Origin of the sequence: uncultured Caldilinea sp. (assembly GCF_937128415.1) — a bacterium.
Classification (GTDB): Bacteria; Chloroflexota; Anaerolineae; order Caldilineales; family Caldilineaceae; genus Caldilinea.
Window position 1 is genome coordinate 24,999 of record NZ_CAKZMJ010000061.1, and the last position, 24,135, is coordinate 49,133.

Annotated in this window: 21 protein-coding genes and 1 tRNA gene; 13 read left to right on the plus strand and 9 right to left on the minus strand. The window is 63.6% G+C overall.

All coding sequences use genetic code 11. From position 1 onward, the window contains the following. The first annotated feature begins 193 nt into the window (after positions 1–193). From Q0367_RS09510 to Q0367_RS09525, 4 genes are all read left to right on the plus strand, one after another. Positions 194–1,738 carry a hydroxymethylglutaryl-CoA reductase gene (locus Q0367_RS09510; RefSeq protein WP_298981832.1) on the plus strand — a complete coding sequence of 515 codons (1,545 nt, stop codon included), beginning with the start codon at positions 194–196 and terminating at the stop codon, positions 1,736–1,738. A gap of 187 nt (positions 1,739–1,925) precedes the next feature. After that, on the plus strand, positions 1,926–2,243 hold the full coding sequence (locus Q0367_RS09515; protein ID WP_298981835.1) for an XdhC family protein: 318 nt from the start codon (positions 1,926–1,928) through the stop codon (positions 2,241–2,243). Between the two features lie 81 nt (positions 2,244–2,324). Continuing rightward, the gene (locus Q0367_RS09520; protein WP_298981837.1) at positions 2,325–3,068 is read left to right on the plus strand and encodes an XdhC family protein; all 744 of its coding nucleotides are present in this window, start codon (positions 2,325–2,327) and stop codon (positions 3,066–3,068) included. Positions 3,069–3,089: 21 nt separating this feature from the next. After that, positions 3,090–4,400, plus strand: coding sequence for an aspartate aminotransferase family protein (locus tag Q0367_RS09525; RefSeq protein WP_298981839.1), 1,311 nt, complete (start codon positions 3,090–3,092; stop codon positions 4,398–4,400). A gap of 118 nt (positions 4,401–4,518) precedes the next feature. Here Q0367_RS09525 and Q0367_RS09530 read toward each other — a convergent pair whose 3' ends face one another. Then, positions 4,519–5,556: a hypothetical protein gene (locus Q0367_RS09530; RefSeq protein WP_298981841.1), complete on the minus strand. Its 1,038-nt coding sequence runs from the start codon at positions 5,554–5,556 to the stop codon at positions 4,519–4,521. A gap of 228 nt (positions 5,557–5,784) precedes the next feature. Between Q0367_RS09530 and Q0367_RS09535 the strand changes: the two genes are divergently transcribed. Continuing rightward, complete coding sequence (locus tag Q0367_RS09535) at positions 5,785–6,555, plus strand: PspC domain-containing protein (RefSeq protein ID WP_298981843.1); 771 nt, start codon at positions 5,785–5,787, stop codon at positions 6,553–6,555. Between the two features lie 187 nt (positions 6,556–6,742). After that, entirely contained in the window at positions 6,743–6,958 is a 216-nt protein-coding gene (locus tag Q0367_RS09540; protein WP_297639846.1) for a hypothetical protein, read from the plus strand. A 93-nt stretch (positions 6,959–7,051) separates the two neighbouring features. Here Q0367_RS09540 and mutM read toward each other — a convergent pair whose 3' ends face one another. The 3 genes from mutM to Q0367_RS09555 form a co-directional block, all read right to left on the minus strand. Then, positions 7,052–7,894 carry a bifunctional DNA-formamidopyrimidine glycosylase/DNA-(apurinic or apyrimidinic site) lyase gene (gene mutM, locus Q0367_RS09545; protein WP_298981846.1) on the minus strand — a complete coding sequence of 281 codons (843 nt, stop codon included), beginning with the start codon at positions 7,892–7,894 and terminating at the stop codon, positions 7,052–7,054. A gap of 95 nt (positions 7,895–7,989) precedes the next feature. Further along, positions 7,990–9,327 carry a hypothetical protein gene (locus Q0367_RS09550; protein WP_298981848.1) on the minus strand — a complete coding sequence of 446 codons (1,338 nt, stop codon included), beginning with the start codon at positions 9,325–9,327 and terminating at the stop codon, positions 7,990–7,992. A 57-nt stretch (positions 9,328–9,384) separates the two neighbouring features. Continuing rightward, positions 9,385–9,999, minus strand: a complete 615-nt coding sequence (locus Q0367_RS09555) for a sigma-70 family RNA polymerase sigma factor (RefSeq protein WP_297639855.1) — start codon at positions 9,997–9,999, stop codon at positions 9,385–9,387. 82 nt (positions 10,000–10,081) lie between these two features. Between Q0367_RS09555 and Q0367_RS09560 the strand changes: the two genes are divergently transcribed. The 3 genes from Q0367_RS09560 to Q0367_RS09570 all read left to right on the plus strand — a co-directional run bounded on the left by Q0367_RS09560 (position 10,082) and on the right by Q0367_RS09570 (position 14,666). Next, positions 10,082–10,163: transfer RNA gene (locus tag Q0367_RS09560), tRNA-Leu, on the plus strand. A gap of 302 nt (positions 10,164–10,465) precedes the next feature. Next, on the plus strand, positions 10,466–11,872 hold the full coding sequence (locus tag Q0367_RS09565; RefSeq protein ID WP_298981850.1) for an SH3 domain-containing protein: 1,407 nt from the start codon (positions 10,466–10,468) through the stop codon (positions 11,870–11,872). Positions 11,873–12,056: 184 nt separating this feature from the next. After that, positions 12,057–14,666: a cyclic nucleotide-binding domain-containing protein gene (locus tag Q0367_RS09570; protein WP_298981852.1), complete on the plus strand. Its 2,610-nt coding sequence runs from the start codon at positions 12,057–12,059 to the stop codon at positions 14,664–14,666. A gap of 36 nt (positions 14,667–14,702) precedes the next feature. On the opposite strand, the gene Q0367_RS09575 is transcribed toward Q0367_RS09570, so the two are convergent. Together Q0367_RS09575 and Q0367_RS09580 are read right to left on the minus strand one after the other, a co-directional pair. Next, on the minus strand, positions 14,703–15,395 hold the full coding sequence (locus Q0367_RS09575) for a hypothetical protein (RefSeq protein ID WP_298981854.1): 693 nt from the start codon (positions 15,393–15,395) through the stop codon (positions 14,703–14,705). Positions 15,396–15,401: 6 nt separating this feature from the next. Then, on the minus strand, positions 15,402–15,692 hold the full coding sequence (locus Q0367_RS09580; RefSeq protein ID WP_297639866.1) for a hypothetical protein: 291 nt from the start codon (positions 15,690–15,692) through the stop codon (positions 15,402–15,404). Between the two features lie 187 nt (positions 15,693–15,879). Between Q0367_RS09580 and pepF the strand changes: the two genes are divergently transcribed. After that, the gene (pepF, locus tag Q0367_RS09585; protein ID WP_298981857.1) at positions 15,880–17,691 is read left to right on the plus strand and encodes an oligoendopeptidase F; all 1,812 of its coding nucleotides are present in this window, start codon (positions 15,880–15,882) and stop codon (positions 17,689–17,691) included. Positions 17,692–17,694: 3 nt separating this feature from the next. On the opposite strand, the gene Q0367_RS09590 is transcribed toward pepF, so the two are convergent. Next, positions 17,695–18,696, minus strand: coding sequence for an MBL fold metallo-hydrolase (locus tag Q0367_RS09590; protein WP_298981859.1), 1,002 nt, complete (start codon positions 18,694–18,696; stop codon positions 17,695–17,697). 252 nt (positions 18,697–18,948) lie between these two features. Between Q0367_RS09590 and Q0367_RS09595 the strand changes: the two genes are divergently transcribed. From Q0367_RS09595 to Q0367_RS09605, 3 genes are all read left to right on the plus strand, one after another. Beyond that, on the plus strand, positions 18,949–19,527 hold the full coding sequence (locus Q0367_RS09595) for a Yip1 family protein (RefSeq protein ID WP_298981861.1): 579 nt from the start codon (positions 18,949–18,951) through the stop codon (positions 19,525–19,527). 70 nt (positions 19,528–19,597) lie between these two features. After that, positions 19,598–20,683 (plus strand): FAD-dependent thymidylate synthase, encoded by a 1,086-nt coding sequence (gene thyX, locus Q0367_RS09600; RefSeq protein WP_298981864.1) that lies wholly within the window; start codon positions 19,598–19,600, stop codon positions 20,681–20,683. A 258-nt stretch (positions 20,684–20,941) separates the two neighbouring features. Then, on the plus strand, positions 20,942–23,371 hold the full coding sequence (locus Q0367_RS09605) for a Wzz/FepE/Etk N-terminal domain-containing protein (protein WP_298981866.1): 2,430 nt from the start codon (positions 20,942–20,944) through the stop codon (positions 23,369–23,371). A gap of 17 nt (positions 23,372–23,388) precedes the next feature. Here the strand turns inward: Q0367_RS09605 and Q0367_RS09610 are convergent, their stop codons facing one another. Both Q0367_RS09610 and Q0367_RS09615 read right to left on the minus strand, forming a co-directional pair. After that, positions 23,389–23,691 (minus strand): nucleotidyltransferase domain-containing protein, encoded by a 303-nt coding sequence (locus Q0367_RS09610; protein WP_298981868.1) that lies wholly within the window; start codon positions 23,689–23,691, stop codon positions 23,389–23,391. Then, complete coding sequence (locus tag Q0367_RS09615) at positions 23,666–24,124, minus strand: HEPN domain-containing protein (protein WP_298981869.1); 459 nt, start codon at positions 24,122–24,124, stop codon at positions 23,666–23,668. The genes Q0367_RS09610 and Q0367_RS09615 overlap by 26 nt, the downstream gene beginning before the upstream one ends. Positions 24,125–24,135 lie beyond the last annotated feature (11 nt).

Here is a 24,135-nt window from a genome sequence, read left to right on the forward strand (position 1 = left end):
AAAAAGGGCTTTCAGAGCGAAATTGTGGCCATCTCTGCATGGATGTTCTGCGTGTATGGTAGTAAAAGTGTAGAAGCGTGTCAATTGGAATGCGCGCCTTGAACGTTGCGCTGCGCGTTTTTGTGATATAATCCGCTGCAACCAACACACCGACCGGTTCACCCCTTCTCAACAACAAAAACGGAGGAAAAGCATGGCGTTCCCGATCCCCAGCATGATTCTGAAACAGTTGTACACGTTCAACAGCCTGAAAAACACAGGCGCCGGCGTGAAATTTTCGTTGAAGAACCGCTTGAGCGATGCGACGATCACCGGGCTGCACTACGTGAAATTCGACGACAAGACCGTGCCGCGCGAGGCGATCACCATCATCCTGGACGACGGCACCGTGCTGACGCCCGATCAGTTGGCGGCCAAGCCGGTCGATTTCCCGTTGCGCCGCACGTTGGACATCGTCTGTAAGATTCCTCCGTTGGAGTTGGGCAAGCATAAGATCGAGGTGAAATTCGACGCCGCGCCCTTCGGCACGCTCACGCTGAAGGTGGACGGCTCGATCGCCAAAGAGGAGGAGCGCCGCGTGGTGATCCCTCGCGATCCGGTCGACGATTACAGCGAGGAGGCGATCAAGGCGCGGCAGCGGTTTGTGGAGGAGTTCACCGGCCACAAGCTGCAACACATCAACCACTACTCCTTCGATCCCCACATCCTCAAAGGCAACATCGAGAACTTCACCGGCGTGGCCCAGGTGCCGATCGGCTTCGCCGGCCCGCTGCGCATTCACGGCGAGCACGCCCAGGGCGAGTTCATCGTGCCGATGGCGACGACCGAAGGCACGTTGGTCGCTTCCTACAACCGCGGCATGAAGGTGCTTAACCTGTGCGGCGGCGTCAAATGCACCGTGATCGGCGACGCCATGCAGCGCGCGCCGGTCTTCGTTTTCGACAGCGCTCGCGAAGCGCGCGAGTTCGTCAAGTGGGTGCAGGAGAATTTCGCCAAAATCGCCGAAGAGGCGGAAGCCACTTCGAGCGTCGCCAAGCTGCAATACATCGATCCCTATCTGGCCAGCCGTTTCGCCTACCTGCGCTTCAACTACACTACCGGAGACGCCGCCGGTCAGAACATGGTTGGCCGCGCCACCTTCGCCGCCTGCTCGTGGATTCTCGACAACTATCCAGGCATTCGCCACTTCTATCTGGAATCCAACCTGGCGACCGATAAGAAGGCGTCGCAGGTGAACGTCATGCACACGCGCGGCAAGCGCGTGGTCGCCGAGGCCACCCTCAAGCGCGAGGTGATGCTCGAACACATGCGCGTGGAGACGGAGAGCCTCTTCTACCACTACAACGTCTCCAACATCGGCGCCATCCTCTCCGGCGCCAACAACAACGGCCTGCATTCGGCCAACGGCATCACGGCGATGTTCATCGCCACCGGCCAGGACGTGGCCAACGTCTCGGAGTCCTCCGCCGGGATCATTTACACAGAGCTGACGCCGGAGAACGACCTGTACATCTCGATCACGATCCCGTCGCTCATCGTGGCGACCTACGGCGGCGGCACCGGCCTGGCCACGCAGCGCGAGTGCCTGGAGCTGCTCGGCTGTTGGGGCAAGGGCAAGGTCTATCGGCTGGCGGAGATCATCGCCGGCGTGGTGTTGGCGGGCGAAATTTCGCTGGCTTCGGCGATTTCGTCGTCGGACTGGGTCTCCAGCCATGAGCGCTACGGGCGCAACCGCTGAGAGACGAGAGGAGGAGAGCAGGAGAGGAGGAGAGCAGGAGAGGAGGAGAGGAGGAGAGCAGGAGAGCAGGAGAGGAGGAGAGGAGGAGAGCAGGAGAGGAGGAGAGCAGGAGAGGAGGAGAGGAGGAGAGGAGGAGAGCAGGAGAGCAGGAGAGCAGGAGAGGAGGAGAGCGGGAGAGGAAAGATGTATGCGTGAGTTGCTGCCTACGTTGGAGCGCTGGCGTCATGAACAGAAGCGCATCGCGCTTGCCACCGTCGTGCGCATCTACGGCTCGGCGCCGTTGCCGCTCGGCTCGAAGATGGCGATTGCGTCGACAGGCGAGATGGCCGGTTCTGTCAGCGGCGGCTGCGTCGAAAGCGCAGTCGTGCAGGAGGCGCTGGAGGTGTTGCGCAGCGGCCGCCCCAGGCTGCTCACCTACGGCATCGCCGACGAGGTGGCGCAGAGCGTCGGCCTGGCGTGCGGCGGCGTGATCGAGGTGTTCGTCGAGCCATTGCCGGAGTTTTGACTTGCAAGGGGCGCGAAGGAAATCCATCATTTCCTTCGCGCTTCTTCGCGTCACTTCGTGGATGCTCTATAATGGATCGGTATGGCCGGGACGGACGCATCGATCTATCGCCAGTTTGAAGAAGCCGTGCGCAGGGGCCGTCTGGTCGCCATGGCGACGGCGCTGACCGGCCCAACCATCGGCGCAAAGATGCTCCTCTGGCCCGGTGGCGGGTCGGAGGGTTCTCTGGGAGAGCCAACGCTCGACGCCGCGGCGCGTGAACGGGTCGCGCAGGTCTTTGCTTCGCTGCGACCGGAGCGGCTCACCGTCGAGACGGCGGGCGGGCCGGTCGAGTTGTTTCTCGATGTGCAGCCGCCGCCCCCGCGCCTCTGGATCGTCGGCGCGGTGCACATTGCCGCGGCTTTGGTGACATACGCGCGCACGCTCGGCTTCTACACCATCGTCATCGATCCGCGCACCGCCTTCGCCGCCCCAGAGCGTTTCCCTCACGCCGACGAGCTGATCACGTGCTGGCCCGACGCCGTCTTTGCAGAGGTCGGCCTGGACGAGAGCGCCTGCGTCGTCGTGTTGACGCACGATGAAAAGATCGACAATCCTGCGCTGGCGATGGCGTTGCGCAGCCCGGCGCGATACATCGGCGCGCTTGGCTCGCGGCGCACGCACGCAAAGCGAGCGGCGACGCTCAAGGCGCTTGGGCTGGAGGACGCGCAGATCGCCCGCATCCATGCGCCGATCGGCCTCGACATCGGCGCGCGGCGGCCTGAAGAGATTGCGCTGGCGATCATGGCGGAGATCGTAGCGGTGATGAACGGAAAGGTGGAGTAAAGGAGCGAGGGAGAGGATGCAATGAAGACGCAAGAGATTTTGGAGAAACAGCGCAAGTATCTGTGGCCGAACCATATTCTGTACTACACCGAGCCGCTGCCGCTCTCGCACGGCGAGGGCGTCTATGTCTGGGATACGAACGGGCGGCAATATCTCGACTTTTTCGGCGGCATCCTGACCACCAGCGTCGGACATAACCATCCGCTCGTAGTGGAGCGCGTGCGCGAGCAGGTGGGCAAGCTCATCCACTCCTCTACGCTCTATCCGAACGAAAAGCACGTGGCCCTGGCGGAGAAGCTGGCCGAAATCACGCCGGGGCGGCTGCAGATGTCCTATTTCACCAACTCCGGCAGCGAGGCGAACGAGACGGCCATCGTGGCCGCGCAGACCTATACGGACAACCGCGAGATCGTGGCGCTGCGCCACGCCTACAGCGGCCGCACCTCGTTGACTATGAGCGTCACCGCCCATTCGACCTGGCGAGTCGGCAAGAGCTTCAGCCCAGACGTCAAACACGCCGTCAACCCATACTGCTATCGTTGCCCTCTGAAGCTCACCTACCCGGCCTGTGGCGTCGCCTGCGCGCAAGACATCGAGGACGTCATCCGCACGACGACCTCCGGCCGCATCGCCGCCTTCATGGCGGAGCCGATCCAGGGCGTCGGCGGTTTCATCACGCCGCCCGACGAATACTTCCAGATCGCAGTGGAGATCGCCCGCCACTATGGCGGCGTTTTCATCTGCGACGAAGTGCAGACCGGCTTTGGACGCACCGGCGTGCACTGGTTTGGAATTACGCACTGGGGCGTGGAGCCGGAGATCATGACCATGGCGAAGGGCGTCGCCAACGGCCTGCCGATGGGCACCACGATCACGACGCCGGAGATTGCCCAGGCGATGGTCGGCAAGGGGTTGACCATCAGCACCTTCGGCGGCAATCCCACCTCCTGCGCTGCGGCGCTCGGCACGTTGGAGGCGTTGGAGGCGGCGGGCGGGCCGCAGCGCTTCGCCGAGCTGGGCGCGAGGCTGCGCAGCGGGCTGGAGCGCCTGGGCGAGAAATATCCGCTGATCGGAGAGGTGCGCGGCAAGGGGCTGATGCAAGGCGTCGAGATGGTGACCGACCGCAAGAGCAAGGAGCCGGCGCCGAAAGCCGTCGCCCAGCTCTTCGAGGAGACGCGCGAGCGAGGGCTGCTGATCGGCAAGGGCGGCCTCTACGGCAACGTGATTCGCATTGCGCCGCCGATGACCGTCAACGAAGAGCAGATCGATCGCGCGCTGGAAATTCTCGACCACGCACTGGCCGTCGTGCACGAGACGCAGGGCGTAGGGTAAGGTTTCGTTGTTGGGCGGGAGAGCCGCCGGCGCTCAACCGCCGCAACGTGCGGGAGCGACTCGAACAGGAGGAGAATCCGCCGGAGGCGCTGCGGCGCAAGCCGATGGCGCTCTTCGCTCACGCCACGACGTCGGCCAAAGACGGCGCAAAGTGAGCGACCTGCTCGCGCAACCGCAGCAGCGCCAGGTCTTTGGCTTTGGCCTCGAGCATGACGTCGAAAGGGCGCACGCGCAGTCGCTGCGCAAGCTCGACCAGGTCGATGAAGGCGAAGGGATCGACAAAGTCGCTGTGTTGGTTGGGCAGCGGCGGCTGGAGGCGCTCCCCGGCGACGGTGCGCACGATGCGCAGCGCCGTGCGTGGACTGCTGAAATGAATTTTGGGGCGCTGGTTGGGCGGCCAGGTCGCCAGCGCAGCGGCCAGCGCTTCCCCCAAGGTGCGCCCCTCTGGATTGAAACAGCGTAAGTGTAGCGCGTCGAGCACGACCGGGATGCCCGTGCGGCGATGGATCCACAGTACGTCCTCGAGGGAAAAACGCCGGTCGTCGTGTTCGAGCGCCAGGCGGCGGCGCACGCGTTCGGGCAAGGCCAGAAAGCGGGCCACAAAGCGGTTGCGCGCGGCGTCGGCCTTGTCGTAGACCCCGCCGACATGCACCACAACCACGGCGTCCTGATCCAACCCCATTGCATCGAGCAAAGCGGTCGCCGCCGACAGCTCCGTGTGGGCGCGCTGCACCTGCCCTTCATCCGTTGCGCTGAGCCGGACGTAATAGCCTGGATGCAGCGTCACGCGCAGGCCGAACTGTCGGATCAGATCGCCGGTTGCCGCGAGTTCATTGGCGCATTCGTCGAGCTGGCGGTGAAACGCAGGGAGCGACGGATGGGTCAGATAGGGCGCAAGCTGCCCGGCGAGCCGATAGAAGCGAATCCGCCGACGATGGAGGTACTCGAAAATATCGCGCAGATAGGCCAGGCTCACGCTCAGATGCGGCGCATGCTGCCAGCGCCGGCTGTCGTGTGAACGCAGCGGCTCCCCCAGCACTTTGACCGGAAAGCCCAGACGAATCGGCGTCGACTGCGCCGGCGAAGGATGCGCAGCAGAATCTGATCCGCATCGCTGCGGTTCGGAGGCGTCAGGCGCAAGTTCGTCGGCGTTCATGTCTGGCAATTGTAGCGAGAAGTCAGCCTCCTGTCACGAATTCGGCTGGAACTTTGCAACCTTTTGCGCGATCCTGCGTATTGATTGACGACAAAGCGATCACGGAAAAGCGATCACGGAGAAACACAGCGCCATCGCGATAGTGCGCTGGATCGCAAACGACCGGATTGAAGTGACCGTGACATTGACGTGACCGTGACATAGACAAAACAGAGAGAGGTTGCACAAATGAACGAAAAACGCATGTTGTATCGACACCCGTCCGACAAGGTGATTGCAGGCGTATGCGCCGGCGTCGCCGAATATTTTGGCTGGGATCCGGTGCTGGTGCGCGTTCTCTGGGTGGCCGCCACCTTCATGAGCTGGGGCGGCGGATTGTTGGCCTATATTCTGCTTGCGCTTTTCCTGCCCACCGGCAATAATACGGTCGGCCAGCTGCGCCCGCCGGCGCTGGAGCTGAGCCAGAAAGGCGTCACGTGGGCGGCCGGCATTCTCATGGGGGCCGGCGTGCTCTGGCTGCTGGCGAACCTGGGTGTTCTGCCCGGACTGTGGGGCGCGCTCTGGGGGGTGATCGCAGTAATCTTCTGGCCGGCGGTGCTGATCGGCGCAGGGTATCTGCTCCTACGGGCGAATAGCGACCGCAACATCGACCAGGAGCTTGGGCAGGCCGCCCGCCGCATGAAGGAAGCCATGGGCAACGCCATGCCGGGCGCCGATGAATTCCAGGCCCGGATGAACCAGATGCGCGCGCGAATCTCTCTGCGGCGCAGCCGCACCAACCGCATGGTGTTGGGCGTGTGCGGCGGCATCGGCGAGAAGCTGGGCGTAGACGCCAACCTGATCCGCCTGATCTGGGTGGCCGTCACCCTGGGTTCGATGGGGCTGGGCCTTCTCCTCTACGTTGGCCTCGCCATCCTGATGCCGGAGGAGCAGACGCCCACCTCGACCAACGGGGAGGTGCAGCACATTCAGGTCATGGACCGCGAGACGCATCGCTGAGGTTCGCAGGCGTCTCCAGATTTTGCAAACGCCTCTTGTAGCTTCTCCGCTACGAGCAATTATCCAACTGACTGAGCAATGAGACGGTCGCACCGGGCCGTCTCATTGCATTTCTGCGCCGTGGTTGTGAAGGGTATAATGTTCAATCGGCGCGATGATTTTCATAGCTCAGGAAGAGAACGACAGGATGAATCGGACAGCTTATCTGTTGATCGGCGCCGCCGCCGGCGCCGCCATCGCCGCAGCATTGCATTATTTTCTGGGGCCGGCGCCGGGGACGACGTACGACGCCAACTACCGCTCCCGACTCGATTTCGCCCTGGAAGAGGGTCGCCGCGCCGCCGCTGCGCGCGAGCAGGAGCTGCGGCGACAGCTGGCGGATTTACGGAAGCGGGATGTGTAATTGGGAAAGTGTTGCGTGTTGCGTGCTGCGTGATGGGTGGAATTGTCCACGCAGCACGCAACACGAAACACACCACACACCCCAAGGCGCTTATCACGCGCCTGGCTCCAACGGTTGGCAGCGCGGACAGAAATGCGTGCCGCGCTGCGCCACTACGATGCGTTCAATCGTTGCGCCGCAGACCGGGCAGGGCTGTCCGGTGCGGCGAAAGACGTTGAACTTCTCCTGAAAGCCCCCGGGCGCGCCGCCGGGGCGGCTGTAATTCTGCAGCCCGCTCGTTCCCAGGCTGCTCCCTGCATTGGCGACGCCCTCGCCGAGCACCTGCTGAATGGCCGCGCGCAGCGCCCTCACTTCCGCGTCGCGCAGCGATCCGCCCGGACGCGCCGGATGGATGCGCGCGCGAAAGAGCGACTCATCGGCGTAGATGTTGCCGACGCCGGCCACGATGCTCTGGTCCAGCAGCAGCGCCTTGACGCTCGCCGAACGGCCATGCAGCGCCTTTGCCAACGCTTCATCGGTGAAGGCGGGGTCGAACGGCTCCGGCCCCAGCTTCGCCAGGACAATGGACGGATCGGAGGTCAACCAGATGCGCCCGAACTTGCGCGCATCCTGAAAGACCAGTTGTTGCTCGTTGTCCAGATGCATCACGACGTGCGTATGCGGCGCCGGCGAAGCGTCGGCTGCGATCAAATAGAGCCGACCGGTCATGCGCAGGTGGACGATCAGGGTTGCGCCGCTTGCGAGATGAAGCAGCATATACTTGCCGCGACGGCCGAACCGGACGAACTGTTGTCCGGCCATCTGCGTTGCGAACGCAGCGGCGTCCGGCAGGGCGATGGTGCGCGGCCAGGAAACCTGTACGTGGACCACGGTGCGGCCGCTCAGCAACGGCTTCAGTTCCTGAACATAGGTTTCAACTTCGGGCAGCTCTGGCATAGGAAGCGATGTCTCGTGGTTCTGTGTGTTGTGGAGAGCGACGGACGATAAAACAGCGTGCAGCAGCTCGCCTGTTGGGCGTTTGCCCTTTGCGCTCAGTTGCGTCGGCTGCGCCACCAAAGCAGGCCAAAGACGACCAATGCGCCCGCCGCCCCTAGACGCAGCCAGTGCAAGAACGCAACAATTGCTGCAGATGAGAATGCGACCGCCGTCCGCTCCTGTGACGCTGGCGGGGCGACCAACGTTGCGCTCGTCTGCGCTTCGCCTGTGGCCAACGTCGCCTCAGCGCTTTCCTCGACGGACGTCGCCGTTGCTTCTTGCTGCGGTGCGAAGTCTTTGCTGCGATCGAGGCTCTCTGCACCGGCGGTCGCTTCGTCCAATGCCGGGGTGGGAGCAACTTCATCCGGCGCGTGCTCCGCTTCGGGCGTCAGAACGGGTTGGGCCGTCTCGGCTGTCATGGGAGAGGCAATTGGCGCCGCGCCTTCCGGCGCTTGTGGCGCCGTCTCCGCCGCCACATCCTGGGCGCTTTCTCTTGCGAGCGCTGCAGCGGGCGGAACCGCCATCGACCGGACTTCTCCTGGGCCAGAGGCGATGGAGCCTTCGGTGTGCATCGGAGCCATTCCGCTCCCGGTCCTCATTGATTGCAGCGGATCTTCGTAGGAGCCGCCAAACGCAGCGCCCTCCGCCTCCGACGCCGCCGGCAACGCTGCGCCTTGCGGCTGAACATTCGGGGCTGCGCTGCTTGCGACCACGGAGGAGGGTTCCTCAACAGCCTCCGCGGCGACCGCGGCGGCGCTCACAGGCGCTTCGGTGGGTTGCAACGCCGGAGAGGCTTCCTGCGCGGGGCTGTCTACCTGGCGGTCAGTCGCCTCCATCTCATCGCGGCGATCGGGCGCAGCCGGCGCTGCGGGCTGCGCCATCTCCGTCGCCGTGGGGATGGACGCAACGGCTGCGTCGGAGAGCATAGCGGCCGGCGGTTGTTCCATCGTTAAAAAGGTGGGGAGAATCAACGTCACCAGCAGCAACGCCATGCTCGCAGCCATGGCGTTGCGCCAGACCGGGCTGCCCGCCCGCCAGAAGCGCCGCCACCCCTCGAACCACTCGCTCCATCTCTTCGATCGAGGCGAAGGCGTCCCTCTGCGCGCGTCCGCTACGCTGCGCGGTTCTGCGGTCACAACGCCGACGACAGGGGCAGGTTCATGGAGGGGCTGCCCCACCTGATCCCTCGTCAGTGCAAAGGAGCGCGGCGCCTGCAAAAGCGGCAGATTGCGCAGAAGGCGCACCGTCTCCTGCAATGTCGCCAGCCGCCAGGCGACCGAGGCATCGTCGAGGATGGCTCGTTCGATCAGCGCGCGTTCCTCTTCGCTCACAGCGTTGTCAATGTAGGCGGACAGCAGCTCGTCCGTGATCTCTGGATACCGTGATGTCGTCATGGTTTGTGATGGTTTTGCTATTGTCCCGCACCGGGCGGGAATAGCAAGATCTCTTTATTATGGACGGAACGAAGACGGCAATAGTTCCGGGCGCCGAAGCAGAAAGTCTCGCACGCGCGTGCGCGCTCGATTGAGGCGAGACTTCACCGTTCCGATCGGCGTTCCGGTGATTTCGGCAATTTCTTCGTAAGAGTATCCGTGTACATCGCAGAGCGTCAGCACCAGGCGTTGGTCGGGAGGCAATTCGGCGAAGCTGCGCTCGATCAGCTCGGTCAATTCCATCCGTTCCACATAGGCGTGCGGATCGGCCGAGCCATCCTCCAGATGGGGCGAGTATTCTTCTTGTTCGACCAGATCGTCGAGGCTGTCGGTGACTTTGCGTTGGCGCGAGCGCAGCAGGTCGTAGCAGGTGTTGGCCACGATGCGGATGATCCAGCTTTTGAAGCTGCCGCCTTGAAAAGTTGCGATCGAACGAAAGGCCTTGATGAAACTTTCCTGAACCGCGTCGGCGGCCGTCGCCTCGTCCTGCAATGTCCGATAGGCGACGCTGTAGGCGAGGTTCTGGTATAACAACACAAGCTGATTGAACGCATCGAGATCGCCGGCCGCCGCCTGTGCGATCAGGGCGGCCTCGTCGATCTGGGAGGCGTTGCGGGCGTTATGCATGTCCATCTGCCAATTTTGCAGTCCTGGTTTGACGTTTCTTCACCGACTTAGTATACTGGATAGCATACTGATGGTCGGTGTGATTTGCGCCGAAGTGGCGGAACAGGCAGACGCGCACGACTCAAAATCGTGTGGGGTGACCCGTGTGGGTTCGACTCCCACCTTCGGCACTCAAAACGAGCCCAATGCACGTTCATCAGCATCTCATCGGGTGCATGATCCTCAACGCTGGACATGCACCCCCGCCATGCAGACGAAACGCTTGCGTTCGCCCTCCTCACTTGCATTTGTGCATTCTCCAGCCTTTCCGCACCAACATCCAGAGCGATTATAGCAGGGGCGACGAGCTTCGTAGAAACATGTTTGCGTAGGAAAAGGGGTGGCCTGCGGTCCAGCATTCGATGAGAAGAGTCGGTACACTGGTTCGGATATGAAGCAACTGCGAACCATGACGACGCAATGGATGTCTAAGATGAAAAGAATCGATTCATTCCCTCTGACCTGGTCCTTTCTCAACCTGTCGCGTCTGTTCCCCTCTATCCGAGATTTTTCACCCGGCCCGGCGCTGTGGATCGGGCTGTTGGTTACGGCGTTGGCGTTGACCGCATGCGGCGCGCCCGGCGGAAGAGGGAGCAGTGAAGAACGCCTGATTGAAGAGACGCGGCGCATCGCCCAGCAATTTCAAGTCGATCGAGACCTTGCCCAGGCGCAGGCGGCGCTCGAAGCGCTGGAGGTCGCCAATCCCCGGCAATGGCTCATGCTCCAGACAGAGATGATGATCGCCGAAGGCGCCGATCCGTCGCTGACGGCGAGCATGGTCAAATTGACCGAGGCGCTCAACATCCAATCCAACGTGATCCGGGCCTACGCGGAGCGCCAGGGGCTGCTTGAGCCGACGCCAACCTTTGTCCTCGAGGCGGTCGCCGCAGCGCCGACGCCTACGCCTCCGCCGTCGACGGCGGAAAGGACGGAGGCGGGCGAGGCCTCAGCGGCGTCGGTTGCCGAGGAGGGGGTGACGGGTGAGCAGGCAGGGGAGCTTGCGTTGCCGACGCCGACCCCGCTGCCCACGACGCCGTCGATCCCGCAGGGGCGCTCCACCGGCCTGGTGAACGTGCGCAGCGGTCCGGGCACGACGTTCGCAATCGTCGCCTCGCTGGCGGAGAATGACCTGGTCGAACTGATCGGTAAGACGCCTGCAGGCGATTGGTGGCAAGTGCGCACCTCCGGCGGCGCCACCGGTTGGGTCTTCGCGCAGTTGTTGGAGGCGCAGGGCGACGTGAGCGCCGTGGCGGTGGCCGCCAACATCCCCGATCCACCCACGCCCACACCGACGCCTGCACCGGTGGTCGTCGCCGACTCCCCTGCAGCCGAGGCGCCTACACCTGAAGCGCCGGCAGAGCCGACGCCTGCGCCGGCGCCCGCCGGGCCGGATTTCCGTCTCGTCGAGAAGCGGCTCTGGGACGTCTATGAAAACGGCGGCAGCAAGGATGGTCCAACCGTGCGCTGCGGCGAAAAGCGCGAGCTGCATGTCTTCGTGCGCGACGCCAACGGCAACCCCCTCAACGGCGTGGCCGTGCAGGCCCAGCTCGGCGCCCGCGAAATCATCGTCACCGGCGCCCAGGGCAAAGGCGACGGCAAGGCGGAGTTCGTCCTCGGCGGCGGGCAGGACGTCGCCGTGATTCGCGATGTGGACGGCCGCGAAGTCACTTCAGACGTCGCCTACGGCCTCACCACCGACCCACGCGCCATTCCGTTCGAGTATCTGATCGCAGGGCAATATTGCGCCGATGAAGCGGCGTGCCGAGCCTGGATCGATTCTCCGTTCCCCCCTTGTTATGGGCACTATAGCTGGAGCGTGACCTTCCAGCGCAGCTATTAGCGGCCCCTCATGCTGCTATCACGCATAGGAGAACATGCATAGGAAAAACATAGGCATGGGGGAATCCGTTTTCAATCTACTTTGGTGCAGGCTTTGCAGGCTGCCTGGCTCCGTGCGATAATCGACAGTTGAAGCGCGATGCAAATGACTGCCCTGCGCCATGCAAAACGACGGAGACAGGTCATTGAAAGAAGAATTTATCCAATATGCGCCGCTCTTTGCAGGGTTGGCGCCGGAAGAGCAAAAACATCTCGCTGAACAATTCTCCCCGCAGACGGCCAAAGCAGGCGCCGTCCTCTTCCAGGTCGGCGACGCCGCCGACGGCCTCTATTTGATCGGGAAAGGCTTCGTGCGCATCTTCACTGCAAGCGGCGCCACCCTGGCGACGTTAGGTCCAGGCAGCGTGCTCGGTGAAGACAGCCTCTATCGGGGCGTCCCCTATGATGTGAGCGCTCACGCCGCCTCTGACCTGGAATACTGGAAATTGTCGGATGCAGACCTGCGCGCCATGATCCTCCAGCGCCCCACGATCGGGCTGAAGCTGAGCCAGAATTTCGGCAGCCTGATCGCACAGATGCAGGATTACCTGATCCGACAATTGAGCAAAACGCCGGAACTGAAAGGGTTGCCGCCGCACACGCTGCAGGCTCTTGCAGATCACCTGGAGCCGCGCAAGCTTGCAGCCGGCCAGGTGCTCTACCGCGCCGGCGACGCAGCCAGCGGACTGTTTTTAATCGAGAGCGGACGCATCGAGATTCAACCGGAAACGGGCGACGGCGACCGGGAAGAAGCCGGGAGCGGACGTCTGCTGGGCACGCTGGCGCTGCTCACCAACAAACCGCAGACGGCGACGGCGATTGCCCGGGAGGAAGCGTTGGTTTGGGCGCTTTCCGCCGATGATTTTCACGCCATCGCCAGCCGCCAGCCGGGGCTGCGACGCGCCCTGGCGCACAACGTCAGCGCCCGCTTGAGCCGCAGCGATCAAATGCAGGCCGTGATGCGGCTTGCCCAGATGCCGATCTTTTCCCAGTTGCCGCCGGCGACGATTCAGGCCATCGCCCAGCGCATGGTGCTGCAGCACGCGCCTGCGGGCGACCGCGTCTATCGCGCCGGTGAGCTGGGCGACGCCATGTACCTGGTGGAAAGCGGCGAGGTCGAGTTGACCGCCGAAAACGCCGTCGGCGTCGTCGAAGAAATCGGGCGCGTGGGCGCCGATGGTTTCTTCGGCGAACTGAGCCTGTTGACGGGTCAGATCCGCGTGGAGGACGCAACGGCGGTGCGCAACACGAACCTGTGGGTGCTGAAAAAGGCCGATCTGGATGCGCTCGCGGCGCAAAATCCGGCCATCGGCAAGGCGTTGAGCCAGGGGTTGGCCGCACGCCTCTCCAGCGCCCAGAGCGCCGAGGAAGAAGGGTTGCGGCGCTTCGCCCTCTTCGCCGACCTCAGCGCCGGCGACCTGCGCCAGATTGCGCCGCTGCTCCGCCCCATGCGCTACCGCGCCGGCGAGTTGATCTATCGCGCCAGCGCGCCGGCCGACAAGCTCTTTCTGATTGAACGGGGCAACGTGCGCGTGCAGACGCTGACGGGCGGCGCCTATCTGCTGGGGCCAGGGGAGTCGTTCGGCGAGCGCGCGCTGATCACCGAACAGCCGCACAACACCACGGTCAGCGCCGACACCGACGTCGACGTGTGGACGCTGAGCAAGCAAGACCTGGATATGCTGATGAAGCGCTATCCGGCGCTTGCGATCAGCCTCACCCGCATCATCACCCAACGCCTGAGCGAAACGGCGCAGACGCCCGGCTATGCGCCCCCTGCATCCGGCGCGATGGGCGCGGCAGTGGAGGCGCCATCGCGCCGGCGTCAACAGGCGACGCCGGCGACGGAGCCGCTGCGGCGCAGACGGCGCAGCTTTGGAGAATGGTACGCTAGCCTGTCGCCGGGCGCGCGCATCCGTTTTATTTTGTTGATGTTGCTTCTGCTCGTGCTGCTCTGCGTGACTGTGCCTTTCACGATTACGACCATCATCAGCGGCGTCGGCGCAGCGAGCAGGGCGATGGCCGCCACGATCAACAACGCCCTGGACAACGCAAGCCCTAGCGCCGATTTGACCATGGCCGAGCGGCTACGGCTGGCGGATGCACAGGTGCCGCCGACGCCGACCTACACGCCCTTCCCCACGGCGACGCCGCTTCCAACCCTGACGCCGACGCCGACCCAGACGCCGCCCCCCACGCCGACCTCGGCGCCTGTGGTGGCGCAGGCGTTTGCGCAGGCTGCGCCTGTAGCGGCGGCGCCGGTCGTTGAAGCAGCGGCGGAGGAAAGTGCGCCGGAGGCGAGTGCACCCGAAGAGGAAGTCGTCGCGGCGGCTGCGCTTCGACCGCGCGTGCTCGACAGCCGGCTGGGCGCGCTGGGCGTCACGGTTGAGGACGCGGCGGTCGAGCCGGGACAGCCCTACTGGCGTCTCGTTGAAGTGCGTTGGGAGGATGAACGGGAGGCGGCGGGCAAACATCACATCTACGTCGATGTGATCGACGAAAACGGCAATCGCGTGGTGGGGCAGCCGGTCACCGTCTTCTGGGGCGACGGCAGCTACACGGCCCCGCTAGAGGACAAACCTGCGCCGGACTTCGGTTTCAACTTTCAGATGTACGCAGCCGGCTACGCCTATGGCGTCCGGGTCGAAGGGCTGCCGAGCGATGTCTTGCGCGGGGCCGGGCTAGGCGACCTCGAAAAGCGCTTCTTTGGGATTCACGTCTCCTATTATCTGGTCTATCAGCGGACAATAAAATAGGCCGAAATGATCAGGGGTTGAAGTTGTCCGGAGTTCTCATGTGTACAAGGTGACGTCGCGCACGCCGACGACCACCTGACGGCTGCTTTCGACCCAGGGATGTTCCGCGCCGTTGCGTCTCCATGGAGAGAGAATGCGACGCCACCAACGATTGGCGGTCCAGTTGCTCTGCATCACCGCCACGCTATAAGGTTCGCCGCGCAGCCAGTGACGCAAAAAGACGGAGAGGCTCGGTTCAGGGAACCAGTTGACACCGAGCGCGCCGTTCGTCACTCTGGCGCCGAGCGACAACCATCGTTGCGCCAGGGAAAGGCCATAACAGTTCACCCCGTAGACGGCGCGCAGATCAAGCCGCTCCGGCGACTGTTGAACAATGCGCTGAAGCTGCGAGAAGGTTTCCTCGCCGATCAGGTGTTCGCCGCGGCGCCCAACCAATACACCCTCCCGGCCATGGACGAGCAGAAGTAAATCCACGGTGTGGGTCTGGCTGAGCTCCAGCAACGCAGCGACGAGCTTGGGCCCTGTGGCGTCGTCGTCTTCGAGGATGCAGACGCGGTCATAGCGGCGATGCGCCCCATACAGACGCAACAACAGCTTGGCGTACTCCTCGGTCGCCCAGTCGATCGTCGCCATGACCCAGCGCGGAGGGCGAATGTGGGCGATGTGGCCGACGTTTTCCAGGAAGACCAGCAAGGCGATCGGTTTTTTGTGCATGGCGGCGTGCGTCACGACAGATCACTCGTCCCGCGGCTGCACGATCTTCACCTGAAAGTTTGTGGTGAGCGCCTGCATCCCTTCGGCCAGCTTCTCCCACGTGCTGGATTGGAAGATCGCGCGCGCCTTTTCCACGCTCTCGACCTCGCCGCCGCCCAGAATCTCAGGCGAGTTGCCCCAGATCGTGTACCACACGTCGGAGAATTGGAATCCCATGCGGGCAAGCGCCGGCGCCATCTTATTGACCAGATATTCCTGACATTCCTGCTCTTTGCCCTGCTGCATGTCGTAGCTGATCAACACTTTGACCATGGTTTTTCCTCCCGGGGAACCCCTCATCGATCCTGCAAAAAGCGACGCTTTCTTATAGTCTATCATAAGAGACGCACTTGATCGCAACGAAAGTTCCTGTTTCCCTTCGGATGCGGGCAACTTCCCGCGTCGATGATATACTGCTTTTATCGAGAAATATTTCAGCGTCAAACGAATGGATGTGCATATGACTACAACCACTGTCCCCGCTCGCTCTGAAATTCCGGTGGAGTACACCTGGGATCTGGCCAGTATTTTTGCGACGCCCGCCGATTGGGAGGCGAAGCTGGCCGAGGTCAAAGAACGACTGTCGCTCACCCGGCAATTTCAAGGCCGGCTGGCCGAAAGCCCCGATACGCTGGCCGATTGGTTGGAGCACTATCAGGCGTTGATGGCCGATGCACAGCGCGTGGTGATGTACGCGCAGCTTGACTACAGCGTCGACACCAACGATCAGACGGCGGCGGAGCGCGTCGCCAAGGCGACCTCGCTGGCCTCGATGGTGCAGGCGGCGGTGGCCTTCGCCGAGCCGGAGCTGATGGGCATCGGCTTTGAGACGCTGCGTCGCTGGCAGGCGACGCAGCCCCGGCTGACGATCTATGCGCATTATTTCGACAATCTGGAGCGCATGAGCGCCCATGTGCGATCTGCGGAAGTCGAAGAACTGTTAGGGCTGGTCGAGGACCCGTTCCGCACGGCGGCCAGCACGCATGGCGTCCTGGCCAACAGCGAGCTGGTCTTTGCGCCGGCGCGCGCCTCCGACGGCGAGCAGCGTTTTGAAGTCACCCATGGCACGATCGCGGCGCTGCTTTCCCACCCTGACCGGGAAGTGCGGCGCACGGCCTGGGAGAGCTACGCCGACGGCCATCTTGCCTTTCAGAAGACGATGGCGAACGCGTTGGCGGCCGGCGTGAAGCAGAACGTCTTTCGCGCGCGGGCGCGGCGTTTCGCCTCGGCCCTGGAGGCTGCGCTCACGCCGCCCAACATTCCGACGAGCGTGTTTTACAATCTGATCGAGACCTTCCGTCGCCATCTGCCCATCTGGCATCGCTACTGGCGGCTGCGCAGGCGGGCGCTCGGCGTCGAACCGTTGCGCGAGTACGACGTGAAGGCGCCGTTGACCGAGGCGAAAATCACCGTGCCGTATGCGCAGGCGGTCGATTGGATCTGCGAGGGGATGGCGCCGCTCGGCGAGGAATACGTCGCCGTGTTGCGCCGCGGCGCGCTGGAGGAGCGCTGGATCGACGTCTATCCCAACAAGGGCAAACGGCTCGGCGCTTTCTCCTACGGCGGCCCCGGCACGCATCCGTTCATCATGATGAGCTACAACGACGATCTCTTCAGCCTCAGCACGCTCGCGCACGAGCTGGGACACTCGCTGCACTCCTACTACAGCTGGCGGACGCAGCCGATCATCTACGCCCGCTACACCCTTTTCGCCGCCGAGGTGGCGTCGAACTTCAACCAGGCGCTGGTGAGGGATTATCTCCTGCGCACGCAGCGCGACCGCGAGTTCCAGATTGCGGTCATCGAGGAGGCGATGAGCAACTTTCACCGCTACTTTTTCATCATGCCGACGCTGGCGCGCTTCGAGCTGGAGATCCATGAACGCACCGAGCGCGGCGAGGCGCTCACCGCCCGCATCCTCAACGACCTCATGGCCGAGCTGTTCGCCGAAGGCTACGGCGACGAATTGGCGATGGATCGCGAACGCACGGGCGTCACCTGGGCGCAGTTCTCCACCCATCTCTACTCGAATTTTTACGTCTATCAGTACGCCACCGGCATCGCCGGCGCGCATGCGTTGGCGCAAGGCGTGCTCGAGGGCCGAGAGGGGGCGGTCGAGCGCTATCTTGACTTTCTGCGCGCCGGCGGCTCGCGCTATCCGCTCGACGCGCTGCGCCAGGCGGGCGTCGACTTGAGCAGCCCGGAGCCGGTGGAGGCGGCGTTTAAGGTGATGGCCGGGTACGTGGAGCGGCTGGAGGAGTTGTTGTTGTAGGGGTTAGGATTGGGCAGGCCGATACGCCACAAACCCATCTCTCTCATAGCGCTCCAATCGCCCCTCTTCCGCCAGATATTCCAGGTGCGCCAGCGCCTCGGCGACGGCGAAGCGAATCTCATGGGGACTGAGGCGGTCGAAGTCGAAGATGGCGTAGCTGACTTCGAGCGCGGTGGCGCCATTGGCCGCCGCTGCGTAGGCAGCTTGGAGCCGCTCCTCGTGATGGCGCAGCAGTTCGCACAGACGCCCTCGCCAGTCGAGAATAGCCTCGTAGTGGCCGGGCAGCGCCAGCGTCACCTCCAGCGCCATCAAGGACTGCAGGGACTCCATGTAGCGTTGCAGCGGATTGGGCTGCGTGGAAGGCCAGAGGCCGATGTTGGGCGTGATATGCTGCAGCACCTGATCGCCGCAGAAGATCAGGCGCTCTGAAGGCGCATAGAAGAGGAGCTGTCCGTCGGCGTGGCCGGGCGCGTGGATGACCTCGAATCGGCGTCCGGCCATGCGGAGGGTTTCCCCTGGGTTCAGGAACGCCACATCGACCGGCGTAGGCTGCGTCATCTGACGCAGCTTTTGCTGTTGGCTCGCCACGAGAGCGCCCACCTCGGGCGGCGCGCCCACCCGACGTAGATACGCCGGCAACGCCTCGTCTTGCCGTTCGCCGTGCACCCACGCCGCTTCGGCGACTTCCCACTCGCGCGGGGACATGAAGACCGGCGCGCCGGTCTCTTGCTGCAGACGCCCGGCCAGGCCGATGTGGTCGGGATGCATGTGCGTCACGACAATGCGACGAATGTCGCCGAGCGCTATCCCAAGCCGGGCGAAGGCCGCCTGCCATCCTGCGTAGATCTCCGGACGATGCAGCCCTGTGTCGAGCACGGTCCAGCCGTCGTCGTCTTCGAGCAGATAACAGTTGACGTGATTGAGCGCAAAGGGAAGCGGGAGCCGAACGCGGTGGACGCCGGGGACAACCTCTTCGACGCTGCTTGGAGCGGTGCTGATGGACATGATGCGTCTGTCTTTCTCCGAGTGGATCGTTCAGTCTTTTCTTCATACCGTAGATCGTCGGCTTCGCCAAATCAGGCAGGGGGCGATATGCATGCCTGTTTGACCCGAAGCGCTGATGAAGGTATGATTTGCTACGCAATGCGCGTTCCTTGTTAAACTTTCACCTCAATCTACACATGCGTCTCACCAACAAAAGTTTTATTATCGTCAACGACGACCAGCCAACACCATTCAAAGGAGGAGTCAAACGCCATGGACACCACCAATTTGATCGAGAATTTACAGCGCGCGCTCCGATTCGATGCATCCTTCTATCGAGAAGTGGCGAACGATGAGCGTTACAACCAACAGGCGCTGACCGTCGTCATCCTGGCCGCAGTGCTCTCGGGCGTCGGCGCATTCCTGGGCAGCCTTTTCAGCGGGGCCATTCTGGGCGCGTTCCTGGGCCTGTTGCTGGGCGTCGTCGTCACCGTCATCGGCTACTACGTTTGGGCCTATGTGGTGCAGTTCGTCGGCGCACAGTTCTTCCAGGGGCAGGCGACGGCGCCGCAGTTGTTGCGCGCGCTAGGCTACGCCTACGCGCCGACGGCGCTGAACATGCTCAGCTTCATCCCTTGCGTCGGGGGGCTGGTGGCGTTGGTCGGCAGCGTCTGGGCGCTGGTCTGCGGCTTTTTCGCCGTGCGCGAGGCGCATCGCCTGGATGACGGCAAGACGCTCCTGACGGTGATCATTGGATGGATTCTCGTGGCCATCATCACGGCGATCCTCGGCGTCTTTGGCGCGCTCTTCGGCGCCGGCGCGGTGGGTTTCGGTTCGTTGCTGCGCAATTGATAGACAGCAATGGATAGATAGCCGAAAATGGATAGACAGCAGAAAATCGACGCAAGGATGTAAGCATTTTATGCATGTTGAACTGTTGGCTTTGACCCGGCGCAATCCGGCGCTCACCCCCGCCGCCCTTGCGCCTTACGGCGATCTCGCTGCGATTTTCGCCGGCAAGAGCACCTACGCCGAAGCGATCATGGAATTCGCCGGTCGCGTCTGCTATCGCTCCACTCAGCGCATGGGCGCAGCGCCGGACTTCATCGCCGCGCGTGTGCGCGAGGGGCATGAGGACATCATCGAACACGTCGTCGTCACCGTGCGCATCCGCAACTCGGCGGAGCCGATGCGCTGGCGCATGGTCAACCGCCACTGCGAGGTCTCCGATCTGGGCGACGGCGAGTGGATCGTCAGCGGCAACGCCCGCGTCTGGCTGGATTTCTTCCGTCGTGGAGTGGCGTTGGAGGCGCTGCCGATCCTGCGCGCGGCGGCGCCGTCCGTTTTTAGCGAGTTTGCGGAGGGCGATGGAGTGTACGAAGGGGGCGCCGCAGAAGTCGAGCCTTCTTACGTCCGGCCTTCTCACAATGGCCGGGCGCCGATTCCCGACATTTCCGCCCTGCTTCCTGTCCAACTTGGCCCGATGCGCGTGACCCTGTTGGGCTACACACAGCCGCTGCTCGAGGATCCAACGCTGGCGCTCGATCATGGCTCCGCCACCTTTTTCTTCGAGGGGATCAGCCGGGCGTGCACGCATCAGTTGGTGCGCCATCGCCTCGCTTCGTTCAGCCAGGAATCGCAGCGGTACGTCGAACTGAGCAAAGGCGGCTGGAAGGCGATCGTTCCGCCGGCGGTGGCGGAAAATGAAGCGGCGATGGCCGAGCTGGCCGAATTCTGGCGCATCGCCGAGGAAAAATACGCGCGGCTGCGCGAGCTGGGCATCCGCAAAGAAGACGCCCGCTTCCTCCTGCCCAACGCCGCCGAGACGCGCATCGTCGCCACCATGAACTTTGCGGCGTGGAGCCACTTCCTCTGGCTGCGCGCCGTGGACAAAGCCGCGCAGTGGGAGATCCGCGCGCTGGGTCAGGAGGTGCTCAAGATGCTGCACGCCATTGCGCCGGAGGTGTTCGCCGAGCACTGGCGCGTCTATCAGGAGCAGTTTGCGTGAGGAAGGGAACATGCGCACCTTGCGTCGCTGCGCGTCGGGGGATGCAATCCCCCCCGACGCCTTTCCCGATATCCGGTTGGCCGTGGATGCGCTGCTGATGTAGGGGATGTCTCTGTAGAAGTCACGATTGTCTGCTGCTCACTTCACCTTTGACGCTGCGCCTTGTCTGTTTTGACTGCGCCTTGTCTGTCTTGACACGTCGCCGTTCTGGAGAATCGGTCGGGGTCCCCCGGCTCCTTTGCAGAAATGAGGTGCACGATGCAGGATGCAACCCGAATGCCGAGCCTGCCCAAAGCGATCGACGACGAAGATGAAATCGATCTGCGTCAGTATCTGGAGGCGCTGATTGCCTGGCGATGGGAAATTCTGGCGACGATGGTCGCCGCCGCCCTGCTGGCGATGGGCGGCGTGCTGGCGATGCGCCTGCTGCAGCCCCCCGTCTACAAGGCGACTGCGACGGTGGTGATTGCGCGCACCAGCAGCAACATCAACTTCGACGACACCTTTCGCACCGTGTTGACGGAGCAGAATCTGACCACTGCGCAGCGCGCCGACGTTCTGGTGAGCACGCGCCGCGCTGCGCTGGTGGGGCTGGTTTTCAACGGCGCCGTGGCGCAAAGCGTCGCCGCCGCGCTCGACGCCAGCTTCGACGAGGAGGAGCGCCTCCCCTCCCGGCTGTTGGAGCGCATCGAAGCCACGGCGGTGGCGGCGCCGGGCAGCCGCACCGAAGGCGACCTGATCCGCATCACGGCCAGCGCCGGCGCGCCGGACAAAGCGGCGGCGCTGGCGAACGCCTGGGCGCACAGCTATGTGGAGCATGTCAACCGGCTCTACGGCCAGGTGCCGGAGCCGCTGATGGCCTCGGTGCAGAGCGAGTTGGCGCAGGCGGAGGAGACCTTCCAAGACGCCCAGCGCGCCCTGGAGGCGTTCATTGCGGACAACCAGATCAATCTGCTCGAGCGTCAGATCGCCGAAAAGCAGCAGATCATCGCCAGCCTGCAGGCGAGCAAGCAGACGGCGCTCCAGACTTTGCTCGACGAAGAGCTGGCTGCGCAGCGGGAGATGATCGCCGCCTACATCCAGGCGTCGACGCGCAACCGTCTGTTGCTCTTTGAAAAGGAGCAGGAGTCCCGACGTGCGTTGATTGCGGCCCTCCTCGACGCCGATCGAGAGAATCGACTCCTCGCCTTCCAGATGGAGCAGGAGGGGCGCCGCAAACTTTTCGAGCAGGCGTTGCAGGCCGAGATGGAAAATCGAGCCCTGGCGCTCGCCGCCGATCAGGAGCTGCGCCGTCAGCTCTTCGAGGCGTACGCCGGCGCCGACATTCGCACCCGGGTGGCGGCCTTCAACGAACAGGTGGACGCCCGGCTGCAGGCGCTGGCGCAAAGTTACGCCACGCGCCAGCGTCTCGAACGGCTGCTCGACGACGCACGTGGACTGCTCGCACAGGTGAGCGAAGCTGGAGAGGCGGGCGCGGCCACCAATGTCCTGGCGCTGCTCCTGCTGAAGAGTCAGGTCTACAGCACCGGCGCCGCGCCCGAAGTTGCGGCGTCTGCGCCTGCCCCTGCGCTCAGAAGCGAGTGGACGCTGGCGCCGCCGCCCAGCATACCGCTGCCGACCACCGCCGTCACCGACGCGGTGCAGCCCGCCTTGTGGTTAACCTTCCAGACGAATTTGTTGTCGACGGTGCGCGCCGAGATGCAATCTCTGTGGCTCAGCTGGACGCGGGCGCAGCAGGCTCAGCTGCAGCAAGCGGTGAATGACGCCTCCAGGAGCGCAACGCCCTGGCCGCCCCTGCAGCTGCGACTGGACGATCTGGCGTCGATCGGCGTCAGCGCCGACAGCCAGGTCGCCGAGCTGACCACCCTCGTGCGCGTGCTGGAGGAGCGCATCGCCGGGCTGAACGAGGCGATCGAGGCGCAGACGCAGCAGCTCCTGGACAACGCCGGGTACATGCTGGTCACCCCTGAACGGTCGGAGGAGGATCCGCTCTTCGCAGCGATGCAGGCGCACTATGCCGCGCTTTTCGATGTTCCCGCACTGACGGACGCCATCGCTGCGAGCGGCGCGCTCTCCGGGACGGTTCTGGCGCGCTACGAGGCGCTCTTCGCACCTGGCCCGCTCGTCCTGGCCGCCACGGCGCTCACGGCCACTACGCCGCTGCTAGAAGCCGTGCAGACGCGCTATCCCGAGCTTTTCAACGCGGGTGAGCTTTCGCTCCTCGCCGGACAACCGGTGACGGACGCCGCGCTTTCCGCCCTCAGCGCAGCGCGCGTTCAGGAACTGTTCGAACTGCGGGGCGTCGAGAGCGCCGTGAACTCCATGGCGGCGACCACGCAGTTGAACGCATGGATCGAAGGATTGGAGCAGGAAATCCGAAGCCTGCAGGCGCAACGCGAAGCGCAGATCAGCCGCCGCGACGCGCTGACCCGCGATCGCGATCTGGCGCTCAAATCTTTCAACACCCTCAAGAATAAGCTGGCCGAGCTGCAGCTGGCCAGCACGGCGTTGGCCAGCGAGGTGCGGTTTGGGTCGCCTGCGCTGCCGCCGCTGCATGCGGAGACGCGCGTCAGCCTTGCGATGGCGGTGGCCTTGGGCGCGCTGGCGGGGCTGAGCTTGGGGACGCTCGTCGCCTTGCTGGCGCATGCGATGGGCAAAAAGCCGTTGTTGCTGCCCGGCGGTGACTGACGCAGGCCGGTGAGGGGTTATTCTTCCCTCGTGTGCGTCACACCTGCGCGTCGAAACAGAGGGACGCCTTCGGCGTACACGACGCGAAAGAGCGGATGTCCTTCGCTTTCCATCTGAGCAGCTTCAGCGCGCGTATAGACCAGGATATCCGTTCCGAGACCGCAAAAATCTAGTTGATAGCGCAAGGGGCGCTCCAGAAAGGGCAATGGAGACCGGCTCACCAGCACCATCAAGTCCGCATCGCTGCCCGGCGTGGCGTCTCCGCGGGCCAGAGAGCCGAACAGCCAGACCTCCTCAATCTCCGGATAATTCTCCGCCATGCGTTGCACCGCCTTCTTCAGGCGCGTCCGCACCTCGTTGAGGTCGAGCGAGAAGATCTGCACAGAAGGTGAGAATCTTCGTCGTATGGGCGATTGCTCGTTCGGCGTCGGCTTGCGTGTAGTATTCATAAGGCGCTCCTTGCGGATGAGAATCGGGGTAGCGCGGTGGAATATAATGGCGATCAAGCTCTTTGGCCGCGTCGAGCAGCGCCGCGTCGGCCTGCCATGAAGCTGGAAGCTGCTGAAGCAGCGCCGCCACCGAGTGTCCCCAGGCGTTTTGATTCGCTTTTAGAAAAAGCGCCTTCACCGCTTTTTCAGCGCTCTGTTGCGCTGAAAAGCAAGCCCACTCATAGTCGCCGCTTTCCAGCGAACGTTTGGCATGGTTCAGGTCGCGTTGCGCCTGTCGCATCCAGTCTTGATAACGGGCCGGCATCGATCGGTCTC

Excerpts from the sequence above, each read along its gene's own strand:
- Q0367_RS09510 (WP_298981832.1), top strand. The coding sequence starts at position 194 with ATGGCGTTCCCGATCCCCAGCATGATTCTGAAACAGTTGTACACGTTC.
- Q0367_RS09515 (WP_298981835.1), top strand. The coding sequence starts at position 1,926 with ATGCGTGAGTTGCTGCCTACGTTGGAGCGCTGGCGTCATGAACAGAAG.
- Q0367_RS09520 (WP_298981837.1), top strand. The coding sequence starts at position 2,325 with ATGGCCGGGACGGACGCATCGATCTATCGCCAGTTTGAAGAAGCCGTG.
- Q0367_RS09525 (WP_298981839.1), top strand. The coding sequence starts at position 3,090 with ATGAAGACGCAAGAGATTTTGGAGAAACAGCGCAAGTATCTGTGGCCG.
- Q0367_RS09530 (WP_298981841.1), bottom strand. The coding sequence starts at position 5,556 with ATGAACGCCGACGAACTTGCGCCTGACGCCTCCGAACCGCAGCGATGC.
- Q0367_RS09535 (WP_298981843.1), top strand. The coding sequence starts at position 5,785 with ATGAACGAAAAACGCATGTTGTATCGACACCCGTCCGACAAGGTGATT.
- Q0367_RS09540 (WP_297639846.1), top strand. The coding sequence starts at position 6,743 with ATGAATCGGACAGCTTATCTGTTGATCGGCGCCGCCGCCGGCGCCGCC.
- mutM (WP_298981846.1), bottom strand. The coding sequence starts at position 7,894 with ATGCCAGAGCTGCCCGAAGTTGAAACCTATGTTCAGGAACTGAAGCCG.
- Q0367_RS09550 (WP_298981848.1), bottom strand. The coding sequence starts at position 9,327 with ATGACGACATCACGGTATCCAGAGATCACGGACGAGCTGCTGTCCGCC.
- Q0367_RS09555 (WP_297639855.1), bottom strand. The coding sequence starts at position 9,999 with ATGGACATGCATAACGCCCGCAACGCCTCCCAGATCGACGAGGCCGCC.
- Q0367_RS09565 (WP_298981850.1), top strand. The coding sequence starts at position 10,466 with ATGAAAAGAATCGATTCATTCCCTCTGACCTGGTCCTTTCTCAACCTG.
- Q0367_RS09580 (WP_297639866.1), bottom strand. The coding sequence starts at position 15,692 with ATGGTCAAAGTGTTGATCAGCTACGACATGCAGCAGGGCAAAGAGCAG.
- pepF (WP_298981857.1), top strand. The coding sequence starts at position 15,880 with ATGACTACAACCACTGTCCCCGCTCGCTCTGAAATTCCGGTGGAGTAC.
- Q0367_RS09590 (WP_298981859.1), bottom strand. The coding sequence starts at position 18,696 with ATGTCCATCAGCACCGCTCCAAGCAGCGTCGAAGAGGTTGTCCCCGGC.
- Q0367_RS09595 (WP_298981861.1), top strand. The coding sequence starts at position 18,949 with ATGGACACCACCAATTTGATCGAGAATTTACAGCGCGCGCTCCGATTC.
- thyX (WP_298981864.1), top strand. The coding sequence starts at position 19,598 with ATGCATGTTGAACTGTTGGCTTTGACCCGGCGCAATCCGGCGCTCACC.
- Q0367_RS09605 (WP_298981866.1), top strand. The coding sequence starts at position 20,942 with ATGCAGGATGCAACCCGAATGCCGAGCCTGCCCAAAGCGATCGACGAC.
- Q0367_RS09610 (WP_298981868.1), bottom strand. The coding sequence starts at position 23,691 with ATGGCGGAGAATTATCCGGAGATTGAGGAGGTCTGGCTGTTCGGCTCT.
- Q0367_RS09615 (WP_298981869.1), bottom strand. The coding sequence starts at position 24,124 with ATGCCGGCCCGTTATCAAGACTGGATGCGACAGGCGCAACGCGACCTG.